A 14909-nucleotide genomic window follows, 5' to 3' on the forward strand; every position below is an offset into this window, starting at 1 on the left:
CACATAAAGACATCTTTATGTCAACATGCGCCCTTGATTTGCTTGGCTCGACCGAAGCGGTGGTCGCAGCCCCGGTGATCGGCTATAGGGGATCCAGGAATGTCTTCAGGGAGGAAGAAATGTCGGAAAATCAGTCACAACCATCAGCCGCCACCCCCTGGAGCGCCCGCCCCTATCATCGCAAATGGCTGCTGGCACAGGCCGACGGCCTGTTCGACTTCTTTCAGCGTCCGGCCATCAACCCGAAGGGCGGTTTCTACGACCTGTCGCGCGACGGCAAGCCGCTGAACGTCGACAATCCGGCCCGCGGCATCCATGCCAGCGCCCGCATGGTGCATTGTTATGCCATCGGCCACCTGCTCGGACGGCCCGGCTCGGCCGACATCGTCGACCACGGCATGCGTTACCTTTGGGAGCGCCACCGCGACCCGAAGAACGGCGGCTATTTCTGGCAGGCCAACGACACCGGTGCTGCCGACGACACGAAGCAGGGCTACGGCCACGCCTTCGTCCTGCTCGCCGCCTCCTCCGCCAAATGCGCCGGCCATCCGCTGGCCGACGAGATGCTCGCCGACATCACCCAGGTAATCGAAGAAAAATTCTGGGAAGAAAACCATGGCGCGATTGCGGAGGAATTCTCATGTGACTGGCAGCCGGTCCCCGGCTATCGCGGCCAGAATTCCAACATGCACCTGACCGAAAGCCTGATGGCCGCCTTCGAGGTGTCAGGCGAACAGCATTATCTCGACAAGGCGGAGCGGATCGCCGACCTGATCATCAACCGACGCGCCCGCGAGGAAGCCTTCCGGGTCGCCGAGCATTTCGATGAGAACTGGGTCGTCGACCGCGACTACTATCATCCGAATGAGATGTTCCGCCCGGCCGGCACCACGCCCGGCCACTGGCTGGAATGGGCCCGCCTGATCCTCCAACTCTGGGTGCTCGGCGGAAAAAGCCATGACTGGATGCCGGAAGCAGCCCGCGGCCTCTTCTTCCAGTCCATGGCGCTGGGTTGGGACAAGGACAAGGGTGGCTTCTTCTACACGCTCGATTGGGAAAACGCCCCCGACAAGCGCGCGAAACTCTGGTGGCCGCTCTGCGAAGGCGCCGCCGCCGCCCACTTCCTCAACCAGCATCAGGAAAGCGACTTCCACGAAGAGAGCTACCGCAAGATCTGGAACTATATCGCGAACAACAATCTCGACCGCGAACAGGGCGGCTGGTTCGAGGAACTGACCGAAGACGGCAAGCCGTCCAACAGCCTCTTCCCCGGCAAGGGCGACATCTACCACGCCCTGCAGGCCTGCCTCATCCCGCTCTTCCCGGCTGAGGGCAGCCTGACCAGGATGATTGCGGAGCATCCGCTCGACATTTGATGCAAGCAGCAGCCACACATGCGAAAGGGCCGGAAGACCGGCCCTTTCTTCGTTCTAGCGCTGTGTCCGAAGCTTACTGCTCGATCGCATAGGTGATGTTGACGGTCACCGTATAGAGATTTTCGCCGGATGCGATCGGCACCGACTCATCCGCCATCTTTGCCATGGGCGCAGCCGCATACATCTGCGGCATCGGGCGCGCAAAATTCTCCGAGATCTCGACGATCCGTCCGAGCTTCACCCCGGCCGCGTCCGTGAGCGTCTTCGCCTTGGCGGCAGCCTTTTCAACCGCCTGCTTGCGCGCGGCCTCGACGGTCGCTTCCGGATCGTCATTGGTGAAGCTGATGCCGCCGCCCTGATTGACGCCAAGCTTCACGGAGCGGTCAATGATCGCGCCGAGCTTGGAGAGATCCCGCACCCGCACCGTCAGACCGTTGCTGACCGTATAGCCGACGATGACAGGCGCCTCATAGGTGCCGTCGGTGCGGGTCTCCTGCTTGTATTTCGGCTGGATCGAAAAATCCGTCGTCTGCAGGTCCTTGTCGGCAATGCCCTGCCCCTTCAGGTCCGCCAGAACCTCTGCCATGGCTGCACTGTTTGCCGAAAGCGCATCGGCCGCCGTCTCGGCATCGCGCACGACGGCAAGCGAAATGACAGCCATGTCAGGCGCAACCGTCGCCTCGCCCTCGCCCGACACCATGATCGTCGCCTCGCGACGCTCACCTTCGGCCGCCATGGCCTCCGTGACGAAACCGGTCGAGAGCACCGAACCCGAAAGAGCCGTGGCCATGACGAGTGCGCGTGTAATTTTCAGCATGAATAAGATCCTTTGTCCCTTGGCACCGGCGGCCGCTTTGGCCTCTCCCGGCACGATGCCCTTCCACCCTCTGTGATGACGCGTGATTGTGAAGCCATTGCGGCAAAGACTTGTCGCACAATGCAATTTGCGTTAGAGCCGCAGACCGGTGCGGGGTGACCATAACCCGCCCGACGGCGCAACGCCGGGCTGGGCCTGTAGCTCAATGGTTAGAGCCGGCGGCTCATAACCGCTTGGTTGGGGGTTCGAGTCCCTCCGGGCCCACCATTTCGTTTAAAATCAGATACTTAGAAGGCGGACTTTCTTGGGGAGACATCCAAGGGGAACATAGGTTTGTTCAATCCGGCCTATCTCGTGAAGTCTCGATGCGGCATCTTCTATCTGCGTTGGCCCATACCAAAGCAGCTGCATCCACAGAAAAAAGCTTCGACACTCAAGCTATCTCTACGGACTCGTGACCCACGAAAAGCATTGCGCTTGTCCCGCTCCCTGAGCCACATAGGCGAACAGTGGAATGAATACGGAATTGCGTGCGGAATGCGGTACGAGGAAATTAGAAACGCGTTGACCGAGCATTTCCGGCGTTTGCTGAACCAGGCGAAAAAAGAAATGGATGATACCGGCCCTCTGAACGAGATGGACCGGCAAGCCTACGAGACCAGCAAGCGCGTAGCGAAGCATGCAAAGAAAACAGATGCTCCGCTCTCTCTCGTAAAATCTGACGACGAGTTGTTGGCCCGCTTCATCAATGAATACGACCTAGACATCCAACCGGGCAGCACACAGTACGTCTGGCTGGAACGGGAAATGAAGCTATCATTCCACGAGTTTGCCAAAGCTGTTCTTGCTTACAACAAGTCCCTGACGCGGTATGACCTTGGTGAAGATCCACAGCAGACGTTCTTAGGGCCGACCCAAGCGGCGCAGACCTCTGGCATGACCATAGCCGAAGTAGCGACCGCCTACAGCGCGGAACGCCAGAGAGGTAAAGCCTGGGCAGAGAAGACCGTTATCGAGAAGGCTGACCACATCAGACTGCTAGAAGAGATCCTAGGCAGCGATACGGATGTTCGTACGCTAACCGCCATGGATGCCAAGCGGGTCAAGGACACACTACTAGCTTATCCGCGCAATCGGTCCAAGAACCCGCTCACACGGGGCAAGCCCCTCGCCGATGTTCTTAACATGCGGGGAGTCGAGGTTATCCAGGTTGCGACAATCAACAAGTACCTGCAGACCTACCACGAGCTCTTCGAGTGGGCGAAACAGAACCACCATGCCAGCGAGAATTTTTTCTCCGGTCTAGCAGTAAGGCAGACCAGGAAGAACAACGACGGGGACCGGGAGGCATATACGAACGATCAGATCAGATTGATCGTGCGGACAGTCGTGGACAATGAAAATGGTCTGGTCACGAAGCCCTATCAGAAGTGGGCGACCCTTATCGGGATCTATACCGGCGCAAGGCTTGGTGAGATTGCACAGCTGCACCTCAAGGACATCCGCCAGCAAGACGGCATATGGGTGTTCGACATGAACGAAGACGGCGACCGCAAAAGCCTCAAGACCTCAGCGGCCCGCCGTCTAGTTCCGGTACATGCCGAGCTTATTACCGTTGGACTTCTCGATTATGTACAGTTCATGCGCGACAGAAACGCGACCAAGCTATTCCCAGACTTTACCTACGACCCCAAGAACGGCTGGGGGCGACAGCAAAGTCGCTGGTTCAACGACAGGCTCCTCGTGCAGCTTGGGCTCAAATCAAAAACGCGCGTTTTCCACAGCCTGCGGCACACGGTGAACACTCGACTTCTGCAAGCAGGCGTAGCCGACCCGCTGGTGAAATCGATCATTGGGCACGAGCAGGATGGCATGACGCACAGGCAGTACTTCAAAGAGGGCTTCACCTTGCCGCAAGTGAACGAAGCCATGCAGAAGCTTAGCTACGAGCCATCGCCGCAGAAGCCTAACGACACCCAGCATCATTGACAGCGATTCCCGAATGCTGGAAACAGACCCTGGAGCCGTACGTGCGGCTTCGGGGCGTAGTAACCCCTCATGACTAGGAACGTGTGCCACTGAAATGGCACCACTCTTCGACCTATGGTCGGGGAGCCTGCGGCGTATGCAACAGGTTCTCTGAACTAAAGGCCGTAGGGCCGTGTCATGCGGTTACTAACTCCCCGATCACCAGAGATCGAAGGGCCAGTCGCGGAGACGTACCGCGCCTACCGCCCTTCCGCATTGGGGGGGTAGGTCATTGACATCGAAGGTCGCGTCGAATGCGAGAGCAGATCGCCAGCAGGTATCCCAGACCTCGTCCCAGCTCCAGCACATCAAGATAGGTGCAAGTTGTTTGCTGGTAGCTGTCAGCCTGTGGACAGGAACCGGTGGCGCTTATGCGTGTGGCTACGACAGTATTCCTGAGAGCTTTCGCCCTATCGACACCTCCGAGGGCACAACCAATTCAATGGGGCTGCCAGTCATAGGAGGGGACGCGGCGAGCACACGTGCGGAGCGGGAATGCCGGGAGGCTCGCGACAGACAGTCCTGGTATCAAACACTGGGGATCGCCACAGACGACAATACCGAGACGCTATTCGAGGGCATTGCTGACAGCTTCACAGCAGGAGGCAGCATCGTCTTCAACGCATCGCAGTCTTACCAGCGCGCCTACGAGAACCCTCCAGAGGTTGGCTTCAATCCTCAGGAATGGCTGGCTAACAACAGCGCCTACATCCGGATCAGTGAAGAGTACCTACCAATGATTGGGGGCGCCGCTTCAGATCGAGAGGCGCATGCAGTGCTGACAAACATTCAGGAACGTGAGGCCGCGAAAGCTCGCGTACAGCGCATGGGAACCATAGCGCAACTGGTTGCTGGCATTATCCCTGTGGCGATCGATGTGATGTTCCTGCTGGGCAGCCTCGCTGTACTATCTGTGCCAGCCAGAGGAGTGTGGTCTTGGCGGAACAGCCGAACGAAAGGGCGGAACGCAACAGCCTAGAGATCCGATACCGGTTTCGCGGACTTCGCAAAGCGACTACGCAATGATGCCGTCGCTGAGGATGTTGTGGCATGGAAACCGGCCAGCTATTTCTTTATAGCGTCCGGAATCGTCATTTCACGACAGCAGTGCAGCTATGCCCGAGACCAGATCCAGACCAGTCAACTGGTTCCGAGTGAACGCTCATCCAGCCTATCAAGCCGCCCTTGGCACGATCCTGCAGGAATTGAGCGCGCAAGAGAAGCGGACCAGAGGAAGAGGATCGTCCTCCGACGCATTCGCCAGCGCAGTCAGTGCCCTTATACTCGATCTGTTCGCGGCACAGCTCAGTGACCCAGAAATGACGATTGGGGTCAGCAAGTCGAACAGCACCTATGTCAATCGGTCCATCTATCGTCCGAGCTTTGTCACCTGGAGCATCTTCAAAGATGCCTTCAGTGGCTTGCTACAGGCCGGCTACATGGCTGTGATTACGAAGGGGTCTCACAGTGGCGGGCGAGTGACCCGTGTTGCCGGGACTTTGAAGCTAGCGCATACCTTGGCCCCGATGTCAGAGGTTGTGACCGCAACGACAGTTCTCAACACGGGTGACTTGCAGACGGTTGTGCTCAGGGACAAGGACAAGCGCGCTGTAGAGTATCAAGACGATGACAGCATACGATCCATGCGGGTCCATCTGCAAACAATCAACGTCGTGCTACAAAACCACTGGTTCGATATGCGGATCTCAGACACCGAACTCGAAGGGTTGAACCGGCGCATGGCCAATAAGGCCGTTGATAGCGCACCATGGCGCACGGACCCAGTCTATCAGCCTCCCGCTCACATTGATCTAACTAGGCGATCAATTGTGCGCATCTTCAATGACAACGACTGGACCAAAGGTGGCCGCTTCTACGGTGGCTGGTGGCAAAGCGTTCCGAAAGCCTACAGACCATACATCACAATCGACGACGAGCCGACTGTAGAGCTCGATTACTCCCACCTGCATCCGGCCATGATCTACGCCAAAGAAGGGCTGTCGCTAGATCACGATGCCTACGAGATCGGACTGCCAGTTCCCCGCAAAATCGTCAAACAGACATTCAACGCAATGCTGAACGCGGGCGAACGACTGAACCCTATCGAGGGATTCGACAGCCAGAAGCTAGGCATCAGCTGGGAACAACTTCAGCACGAGATATTACAACGGCACGGGCCAATTAGGAAATACTTCAAGTCCAAGCACGGGCTGCATCTACAACGCGAAGATTCCGATATGGCAGAGCAAATTATGCATCAGTTTGCGAAAAAGGGATACCCATGCCTACCTGTGCATGACAGTTTCATCATACATGCAAAACTAGAAGACGAGCTACAGGAGGTTATGCAGGAGACGTTCCATAGCAGGTACGGGAAGGATATAACCATTAAACCGAAGAAGATCGAACATGATGTGCCTTCCACTGGATTTCTGGATATGACCCAGCCACTTAAAGATATCACTGGTCCCTATAGAAAATACTATGACAGAGTGAACACATTCATAGAGAACAGAAAATGGGTACTAAACTAAGGAAGGCCATCAGGCTCCGCCCAATGACCTCCCTATTACTCGTGCAAATAAGCGCAAGCGCCTGTATCCTATAAGCTTTTGGCTCACATGCCCCATTTTGTCAGGATTGCCTCAGCCTTCGCCTGATCATCCCTGATCCTAATCACAGTCTGCCTCTTCAAATCGGTGGCCTTCGAGATCTCTGAGGCTCCATGCCCTAGCGCAAGCATGTCCACCACCTTCTGGAAGGCCTTGCGGTCGTAACTCGGCTTCTTGCCGGGGTAGGTCCTTGGATCCCCCTTCTTTGCCTCTATTCCGGCCCGCTGAGCGGCTTTCGACGCTTCGGCTTGCGCCTGTGCTGTTGCGGCCATGAACGCTATCAGCGCGTCTCTAACCGCCTTTTGCATTGGGTCTTTCGTCGCGCCGTCGAAGACCATGCCATTGATCACCGTTTTCACGATGACACCCATGTCCATGAAGTCCTTGATTGACTTGGTTACGTCCTCGTAGTTCCGCCCCAGGCGATCAACCCAACGAACAACCAACACGTCCCCATGCCTGAGCTTGTCGAATAACCTTTTGCCTTCGGGTCTGTCCCTAAGCTTGGTACTGATGCCTGACACGCCATGGTCAGCAATCACCTCGTCAATCACAAATCCTGCTTGTTCTGCTTGGATCCTCTGGTGGTCAAGCGTCTGGTCAACGGTTGACACACGGGCGTAGAGCACGGTCTTTGACATCACATCTTCCTGTCCATAAGAGTCATGTCCACACAAATCACTGTCCATAGTCCGAAGTCAACCCTTATGGACATACATTTTTGCAGACAGCCACTTGCTCATTAGGGTATACCCGTGCGGACAGCTCCCCCTCCCCTCGCTTATGTCGCTGCAAACGCACCTACGCGTATGGAACAATAGTAATTGAAACAAGGCATGACATCCTGGCAGCAATACAGATGGCACCCGTGGGGGAAACGGCGATTTGAGGTGACTTAAATACCCTCTCGTAAAATTATTCAGTTTCAGCGTTTGCGAACTTGAGTCAAAACGAGGCCGTAGTATGTTCGCGTGTACCAACCTATGGGGGAACCGGTAGCGACGAACAACGAGATCCACTGACCGCGAATGACTACCGTACGAAAAAGTTGACACTGTTCTCCACTAGCGTGAACGTCAGCCACTACATAGTCGAGCTGTTGGTTAAGAAGAACACGCATGCGCCTGAAAATCGTAGCCGTCGCTCGATACTGGCCATTATGGCGAACGCGTGCATACAATTATGGGCGCAGGGAAACACACCGTGAATTTGGAACTACTATTTAAGCTTATTAGCGCGCAGGGCACACTTGAACAGGTGAGCGCCTTTCTGAAAGAACGCAGCCTTCCGTCTTCTGCCAATTCATGGCAGGCCATGATTAATTCGCGGCTTCGGCCAGCACACGCAGATGGACGACTTACGCAAGACGATTTGATCGAGTTGCTCCGACAAACAGAGGAACATGGCGGGCAACATGTGTTTCTTTATCGACTGGTGCCTGGGAGAAACATTGCCTCTTTGTTCGATGGCAGCCTCTCACAGTCGGTCAACAGTGCTGGCCTGCCAAAGTTGGGAACGATGTCCCTTGTGGACATGCCAGACAAGCCCACAGTCGTAGAAATCAGAGAAGAAGCAGGAAGCACGCGAGCCGTCTACTTTAAGATCGTCGAGAAGCGCACATCGCTTGAGAAGGTCTCAGACCAAGCGGCAAACGGTCAATTGATCGTAACCTACAATCAAATCCCGTACCGCGCTGTTAACATGATCAGAATCCAGGAGAACGGCCTAGCGGAAGTTAGGTTGCAATCGTACGCTGAGGCGGTGAGCTACGGCGGAAACGCCGAGGGAGTTTTCAATCTTCTGCATCCCGTAGTGAATAGGTTGGACTGGATGGATGAGAATCTCGACAAGTTCAAAGCCAACCTATTAGACAGCACCAAAAGAAGCCAGCTCCAGACGATATTCGGGCTAAGACACACTCAGCATTCGAACACCTCCGGAACACGCCTCTCCGCTGCAGCAGGTGGCATCGGTTCCAGCATGTATGACGATGCCGAAGGCGTCGCCAGCTTGGATCGCTTTCTGCAAAAAAAGGGACATGCTCACTGTGAGCGTGTTACAATCACGATGAAGCGGCATGGACCAATGGAGCGTTCCATCGGTCTATTAGTTTCAGGCGAGGCAAACGAGCTCGCGATTACCAGTAAGGTGTCAAAATTCGAATATCAGTATATCGTGAGCACAATACTAGAGCACAACAAATGAGCTCAAAAGGTCCATGGGTACAGCGACTTAATCGCTTGGTCTCAACAATGCGAGCCAGCAAGCCGCCTGTTGAGTATCCGGCGAAGCGTGTTGTTGAGCTGGTTGGCGCCCCGAATGTCTCCATACTCAACGAAGAGCTTACGAAACTAATCGTCGACGGCAAACTCGACACAGTCTATCGGATTCGCTCGCAGCAAACGGGTGCAGGTATCGCTGAATACCGTTCTATTTCTGAAATACCGCAAAGACTATTTGACGACACCTCGGACACCTATCAAGATGTCGTCCTCGGTCGCGACGTTGAAATGATATATAGAGCCCCTTGATGCCGGCAGAACAAGATTGGCGCTCGATCAGCGACAAGATCATTTCGATTATAAACCAAACCCCCGCACAAGACCGCCTGAAGGTTTTTCAAGAGCAATTATCTTTATTACCAGAGCCGCCAAGAAAAATGGTAGAGCACTTTGTCTCCATAGCTCTGCTAGTCAACGGATCCGAAGAAAGAAATGCTGTCGCCATGAGTAGACACGTCCATATATCATTTATTACTGTTGTAAGCTTGGTTGCAGCTATAGTACTTACTGTTGCTGGGATTTATCTTGTCTCCATCTCAGATGATGATGCTGTGTCAAAGATTAATATCCTTGGCGCCAGTGTAGAAACGGGTAGCGTGGGAGTTGCCTGCTTGGCCCTGGCTGCAATAACCTTTATTTTCACAGTTCGCTCCGCGATTGCTAAGATGTGACGTATACAGTGAACTCGGCCGATGGGAAAAGCTAAATGAAGTCGGCATGATATGATTAATAACAAATATCAAACGTGGTGAGCGAACTACACTTTATCCCAGCCAAACTGTCATAATCGATGTGTTTGCCTAATGTATTAGGGATTCGCACCAATCAGCACTCTAGTCACAAACCATTGGTAGGATTGGTAAAAGCTACGAGGACCATGACACGTGCGGCATCAATTACTGCGTCGAATCTCGGTAGACTGTTGATTGCGGCTTTGCCGTGAAGCTTGAGGACGCGTCGGTAATGAGATTGCAGACAATACTGACAAACATGCTGCACCAACGGCACTTAGAGCCCTCCGAATGGATTGGGTCGTATCAAGAGAATTTCAAAGCGATAAATTTGGCCCTTGCGGGTTCTGCAGGCCTCAAAGCTCGACTGAGGCTGCAGCAGACTACTTATCAAGCTGCTAGCCTTATCCGTTTCTCCGCACTTATGAACGACGTTAGTCAGGTTTCCTTCAAAGCCACAGAAGGGATGGTAATCTCCGTCCCTGCACCAGGAGAGGCAGTCGAGAAGTTTGTATCCGAAAACGGAATTGGCTTTTCAATCGCCGATACAGCCGACCTGCCAATGCGCGAAGGCGTGCTTGAAGCTCTGCCCATGTTTTCCATGCCCAGCGATGACAATACAATCGAATTGCTACGGGATATTGAACCGCTAGTGTCTACTGGCCGTGTTGTACCAGAACCCACGAGAGGTTTGGTCACGCTAAAGACACAGGGACTAGACGGTCAACCATCGACCTGGGAAATTATTGATGTAGACGTCAACAGCCCATTCGATAGGTGGCACGTCGTCGTCCCTAGCGCGGCAAGTGCAGCGATACCGGTACTGATAGACGAAGACCGGTCAGCACGAGAGCAGCTGCTTTTTGATGTAACGTTTCCATTTATAGGAGGAGTTAGCACCCAAGATCTTTGCAGGATCTTGGACGACGAGCAGGACCACCTTGCTCAAGCACGAATGGCGCTCAAGGAATTAGTAACACAGGCTGGATGTACAGACCGAGACGAACTGATCAACGACGTTCTACGTCCTAAAATTGATGCGCTGGAGCGCAGATTTCGGGCTATAGCAAGGGCACAGACGCTCAGAAGGACTGGCGCTTTTCTAGGAACTGCGGCCATGGCTCTTACTTCATACATGACAGGGGGCATGATCCAGGCAGCTGCAGCCGTCGCAGGAGCGAGTGGCATTGGCCTCATAGCCAAACAAGAAGCAGACATGGTTGAGAGATTGGCAGCAGCGGAGGAAGATCCGCACTTCCTATTATGGCGCTTCAAACACTTGAACGCCTTCAGCGAATAACACCATACCCAAATGAGGCTACATGACTAAGCACGGCAGGATCTCGATTGTCACTATACTAGTTGCTGCCTCGGGCTGGCTCGTATCAATATTTCTGGGCATTCTTGACCTACCAGCTAAGATCAACTCGTTCATGGACGAAGCGCCGGAGGCCACGCAGAAAGTAACCGAGTGGCTGAAACTGGACAAGAACTATAGTGGTCGGTGGACTAGCAGTCTTGAGGGTTGGGTTGACGGCACCGAACAGGAATGGGCGCTAGCGACCGCCGATGGCGGGCCTATCAGCATGAGGCTGCAAGTATACGACGGACTAGTCGAAGGTGAGATTGAGTCAGAGGGGCTCAAAGAGGGTTATGTGTTCAACAACCTCCTGTTGGAGGGAGTAAAGGAAGCGGACGGCCTGCATGTCTGGGCTTACGATTATATTGGCGGCGAGAAACGCGGCCTTGCAGAGCTACGACTGCGGCTCTCAGATGATGAACGTCTCCCCCTAAAGATGGAGGTTCTTCAAGGCGGGATGCGCCTACCCGTGAAGGCAAGCTTGTACAGGACTTCGGAAGACATATCAGTGCCAATCTATAGACAGCCCAATATGCAATTGCTTGAGGGTATCTTAGAGAAAAGCAAAGTATCATCCCAAGGCGATGCCGACAGCGGCCAACGCTAGCCCGATCTAACGCTGCACAATGGTTTGCCCCGCCCTGACCTGAGACTGCGAGGTCTGCTGGAGCTCATTTATCCAGTAGTAACGCGCTAAAATCGGTGAGCCACTAGTGGAGATGAAGGCTGACCATTCAAGGTCTATTGCAAAGATCGTTAGCGAATGCGATGCAACGCCTTCAAAGGGGGACATCGTGTCCCCCTAGCCATCCCTCAAGCCACAGCTTTTAAGGCTTTTGAGCGATGGTGGGCGCTCCCTCCGGGCCCACCATTCCCCCTCACCCGCTGAAATAGCGCGAGCCCCGCAGCCAGCACGATCCCCAAGCCGAGACCGAAGAGACCGCCGCCGAAGGCACCCGCGATCAGGAGGACGGTTCGACCCGGCCCGTCGGCTGTTTGCGGCGGGAAGGCTTCGGCGATGATCCGGACATTGCTGGAATAGAGGCTCATCTCGGCCGCCGTTTCCTCGCTGCGCTTCAGCACCGCCTCGTAGACGTCCCGTGCAGCCTTGGCCTTGCGTTCGAGCTCGCTAAGCTCGATCAGCGCCGTTGAATTGGTGGCTTGCGAAGCCTTTTGAACATTGAGCTCCTTGAGGAGATCGGCCTCTTCCTTTTGCGCCGATTCGTAAGCACTGCGGGCAGCGACCACCATGCGCTCGAGTTCGAGGCGGATCTGCCGTTCGAGGTCGCCGAGCGATGCCTTGGCAGACTGCAGCTGGGGGTGGCGTGGGCCGAGCCGCTCCGTCAGGCTGCTGACATTGGCCGAAAGGCTCGCATACTGATTGCGCAGGTCTCCGAGCGTCCGCGAAGCGGTGGCATCGCCGACGAGAACGTCGTTGATGTTGAGCTTCGACACTGTGTCGAGCTGGGCCTTGGCTTCGATGATCTTCTGCTGGGCGGCAACCAGCAGATCATCCAGCGACTGCAGGCGCTTGTCGGCGATCTGGTCTCCACCAACGGCGAAGAGATCGTTCTTGGAGGTGAAAGCCTTCACCTCGGCTTCCGCCGCAATCACCGCCTTGCTCAGCGCCGTCAGTTGATTGACCAGGCTCGTATTGACGCTGCCGAAACTGTCTTCGGCATTGATGCGGCTGTTCTTGAGGTAAGCCGCAACGAGCGAATTGGCGATCTCGGACGACTTCTCGGCCTGGCCCGTCGTCACTTTCACCTGGAAGATAAAGGTGCCGTCCTGCCGGGACACGAGGATGTGCTTCTGCATGGCCGAGACCACGCGGTTCATGTCCGTCGCCGCGTCGCCCGAGGCCCGGCCGACGAATTCGGGATCGGAGGTCAGCTGCAGATTGCTTGCGACCGTCTCCAGGACCGAGCGCGAGGTGATGATCTGCGTCTGGCTGTCGATCGTCGCATTCAGCACTTCCGGCGATGTGGCGCGGTCGTTGTCCACGAGCTCCACCGCAAGCTTCTGCGGATCGAAGTAGAGCGTCGCCGTCGCACTATATTTCTTGGAGAGAAGGGTCGTCATGCCACCGCCAAGCAGCGCGCAGACAACGGCGCCTGCGAGCACCGCCGTCCGGTATCGCCAGGCGGCGAGCGCCACGAATTTCAGGTCGATGACGAGCGGAGCGTCGGCGTATTGCGCCACCGGCTGGGTAGCCTCCGGCTGGGCAGCCAGTGGACGCTCCTCCGACAAGGGCTTCTGGCCCATATCAGCACGCGGCATCTCCTCAGACAGGTCATCCCCGCGCGACAGATCCCAGCCGAAGCGTTCGCGGGCGCGCTGTTCGATGTCGTCCATGGTGAGCGGACGCCGCGCCCGCGGACCTCGCTCTTCCCCTGCCTCGGAAGTCGCACCGAGATAGCGACGCAAGCTGACATTGGCTCCGCCAGCAGATGACGGCGATTGCGTGCCCGTGCGGCGATGCTGAGGATCGAATTCGCCCATCGCTCGAGTTGTCTGCCTCACGATTGCCTTGCCCATGCATGAAGGCGTCAGGCGGTTGCCCGCGAGACGTCAGTTTCTTGCCGAACTATGAGTTTTTACGGTTAATTAAGTCTTAGCCTGCGGGCGGAATTCGCAGGCAAGCGCCCGGATCTGCGGCAGCAGGCTGAAGAGCTGGAAGCAGCACGGAGAGTTGCGGGCGGTCTCCCGCCTGCGTCGGCTGGATGTTGTTGCCCTCTTCCGGCGACCACCAGTCGCCGCCCGCCCAATAGGTCCAGCCGAGCCAGACATCGGAATCCGTGGCGACCTGATCCATCATGCGCGTCAGACCGGTCAGGCAATCCTTGTCCTTCGACCCGCCGAATTCGCCGAGGAAGGCGCGCTTGTCATGGGTCCGCAGCCAGTCGGACAGCTTGGCGATGCCGGTGACGGCCAGATCCGCATTGACGCAGGCCTCATTGGTGCCGGACAGGTCCTTGTCCATGTATTGATGCACCTCGAAGGCAAAATTATCGATCGGATCGACGACTCCGAGCATCACGGTCGCATTGGAACCGCGCCCAAAATCCTCACCCCAGGTGACGACACCGCTCCAGTGCGTGCCCGGCACGAGGATGAGATTGCGGGCACCGACCGCCCGTATGCCTGCGATCGCCTGGTTCGCCGCATCGAGCCAGACCAATGGCGCGATGTCATGGGGTTCATTCATCAACCCGAAGGCAATGCCCTCTTCATTGGCGAACTCGGCCGCGAGCCTGATCCAGAACTGCGCGAACTGCCGTGGGGAAACCTCCGAGGAGCCGATATTGTGGCCGCCATAATACCCAAAATTGTGCGGATCGAGGATAACGAGAAGGCCCCTCTCCCTAAGCCCAGCAACGCTGGTCTTCAAACGCTCCAGTTCGGTTCGCTCGAAGGCCTCACCGAGTTGTGGCTGCAGGCGCTCCCATTTGAAGGGAAGACGCACCGTGTCGAAACCCTTGTCCGCGAAATAGGACACGGTCGCAGCAGACGGGTAGGTAAAATTGACGCCTTCGACTCCGTCGAACTCGCCATATTCCGCACCGGAGATGTTCAGCCCGCGAAAACAGAGATCACCCGGGCCGGCATAACTGGGCCCCGCAGCAAGCGCTGCAATCAAGGCAGCGAACAGGGCGCGGCGACTAGGCGTCTTTGCGCTGGCTACGGTCATCTTGGCACCTGC

Annotated in this window: 13 protein-coding genes, 1 tRNA gene and 1 pseudogene; 11 read left to right on the plus strand and 4 right to left on the minus strand. The window is 56.0% G+C overall.

Features of this window, described 5'->3' with window-relative positions; translation table 11 throughout:
* Positions 1 to 119: 119 nt before the first annotated feature.
* On the plus strand, positions 120 to 1376 hold the full coding sequence (locus M1E12_RS10315; RefSeq protein WP_479564632.1) for an AGE family epimerase/isomerase: 1257 nt from the start codon (positions 120 to 122) through the stop codon (positions 1374 to 1376).
* A 73-nt stretch (positions 1377 to 1449) separates the two neighbouring features.
* On the opposite strand, the gene M1E12_RS10320 is transcribed toward M1E12_RS10315, so the two are convergent.
* Positions 1450 to 2193: an SIMPL domain-containing protein gene (locus tag M1E12_RS10320; protein ID WP_113460751.1), complete on the minus strand. Its 744-nt coding sequence runs from the start codon at positions 2191 to 2193 to the stop codon at positions 1450 to 1452.
* A 191-nt stretch (positions 2194 to 2384) separates the two neighbouring features.
* Here M1E12_RS10320 and M1E12_RS10325 point away from each other — a divergent pair.
* The 5 genes and pseudogenes from M1E12_RS10325 to M1E12_RS10345 all read left to right on the plus strand — a co-directional run bounded on the left by M1E12_RS10325 (position 2385) and on the right by M1E12_RS10345 (position 6755).
* Positions 2385 to 2460: transfer RNA gene (locus M1E12_RS10325), tRNA-Ile, on the plus strand.
* 87 nt (positions 2461 to 2547) lie between these two features.
* A pseudogene (locus M1E12_RS10330) lies at positions 2548 to 2679 on the plus strand (DUF6538 domain-containing protein); the annotation flags it as partial.
* A 78-nt stretch (positions 2680 to 2757) separates the two neighbouring features.
* Positions 2758 to 4182, plus strand: a complete 1425-nt coding sequence (locus M1E12_RS10335) for a site-specific integrase (protein ID WP_479564867.1) — start codon at positions 2758 to 2760, stop codon at positions 4180 to 4182.
* Positions 4183 to 4453: 271 nt separating this feature from the next.
* Positions 4454 to 5200: a hypothetical protein gene (locus M1E12_RS10340; RefSeq protein WP_479564633.1), complete on the plus strand. Its 747-nt coding sequence runs from the start codon at positions 4454 to 4456 to the stop codon at positions 5198 to 5200.
* Between the two features lie 136 nt (positions 5201 to 5336).
* On the plus strand, positions 5337 to 6755 hold the full coding sequence (locus tag M1E12_RS10345; RefSeq protein ID WP_479564634.1) for a hypothetical protein: 1419 nt from the start codon (positions 5337 to 5339) through the stop codon (positions 6753 to 6755).
* A gap of 83 nt (positions 6756 to 6838) precedes the next feature.
* Here M1E12_RS10345 and M1E12_RS10350 read toward each other — a convergent pair whose 3' ends face one another.
* A complete protein-coding gene (locus M1E12_RS10350; RefSeq protein WP_479564635.1) occupies positions 6839 to 7474 on the minus strand; it encodes a recombinase family protein in 636 nt (211 codons plus the stop codon).
* Between the two features lie 562 nt (positions 7475 to 8036).
* Here M1E12_RS10350 and M1E12_RS10355 point away from each other — a divergent pair.
* The 5 genes from M1E12_RS10355 to M1E12_RS10375 all read left to right on the plus strand — a co-directional run bounded on the left by M1E12_RS10355 (position 8037) and on the right by M1E12_RS10375 (position 11813).
* A complete protein-coding gene (locus M1E12_RS10355) occupies positions 8037 to 9038 on the plus strand; it encodes a hypothetical protein (RefSeq protein ID WP_479564636.1) in 1002 nt (333 codons plus the stop codon).
* Positions 9039 to 9085: 47 nt separating this feature from the next.
* A complete protein-coding gene (locus M1E12_RS10360) occupies positions 9086 to 9364 on the plus strand; it encodes a hypothetical protein (RefSeq protein WP_479564637.1) in 279 nt (92 codons plus the stop codon).
* Complete coding sequence (locus M1E12_RS10365; RefSeq protein ID WP_479564638.1) at positions 9364 to 9786, plus strand: hypothetical protein; 423 nt, start codon at positions 9364 to 9366, stop codon at positions 9784 to 9786. Before M1E12_RS10360 ends, M1E12_RS10365 begins: the two co-directional genes overlap by 1 nt.
* Before the next feature lie 292 nt (positions 9787 to 10078).
* Positions 10079 to 11146 carry a hypothetical protein gene (locus M1E12_RS10370; RefSeq protein WP_479564639.1) on the plus strand — a complete coding sequence of 356 codons (1068 nt, stop codon included), beginning with the start codon at positions 10079 to 10081 and terminating at the stop codon, positions 11144 to 11146.
* Positions 11147 to 11168: 22 nt separating this feature from the next.
* Complete coding sequence (locus M1E12_RS10375; protein WP_479564640.1) at positions 11169 to 11813, plus strand: hypothetical protein; 645 nt, start codon at positions 11169 to 11171, stop codon at positions 11811 to 11813.
* Between the two features lie 206 nt (positions 11814 to 12019).
* Here M1E12_RS10375 and M1E12_RS10380 read toward each other — a convergent pair whose 3' ends face one another.
* Positions 12020 to 13708 (minus strand): GumC family protein, encoded by a 1689-nt coding sequence (locus M1E12_RS10380; RefSeq protein WP_479564641.1) that lies wholly within the window; start codon positions 13706 to 13708, stop codon positions 12020 to 12022.
* A gap of 112 nt (positions 13709 to 13820) precedes the next feature.
* The gene (locus M1E12_RS10385; RefSeq protein ID WP_479564642.1) at positions 13821 to 14897 is read right to left on the minus strand and encodes a glycoside hydrolase family 5 protein; all 1077 of its coding nucleotides are present in this window, start codon (positions 14895 to 14897) and stop codon (positions 13821 to 13823) included.
* Positions 14898 to 14909: the final 12 nt, after the last annotated feature.

Source organism: Rhizobium sp. K33 (genome assembly GCF_056501445.1).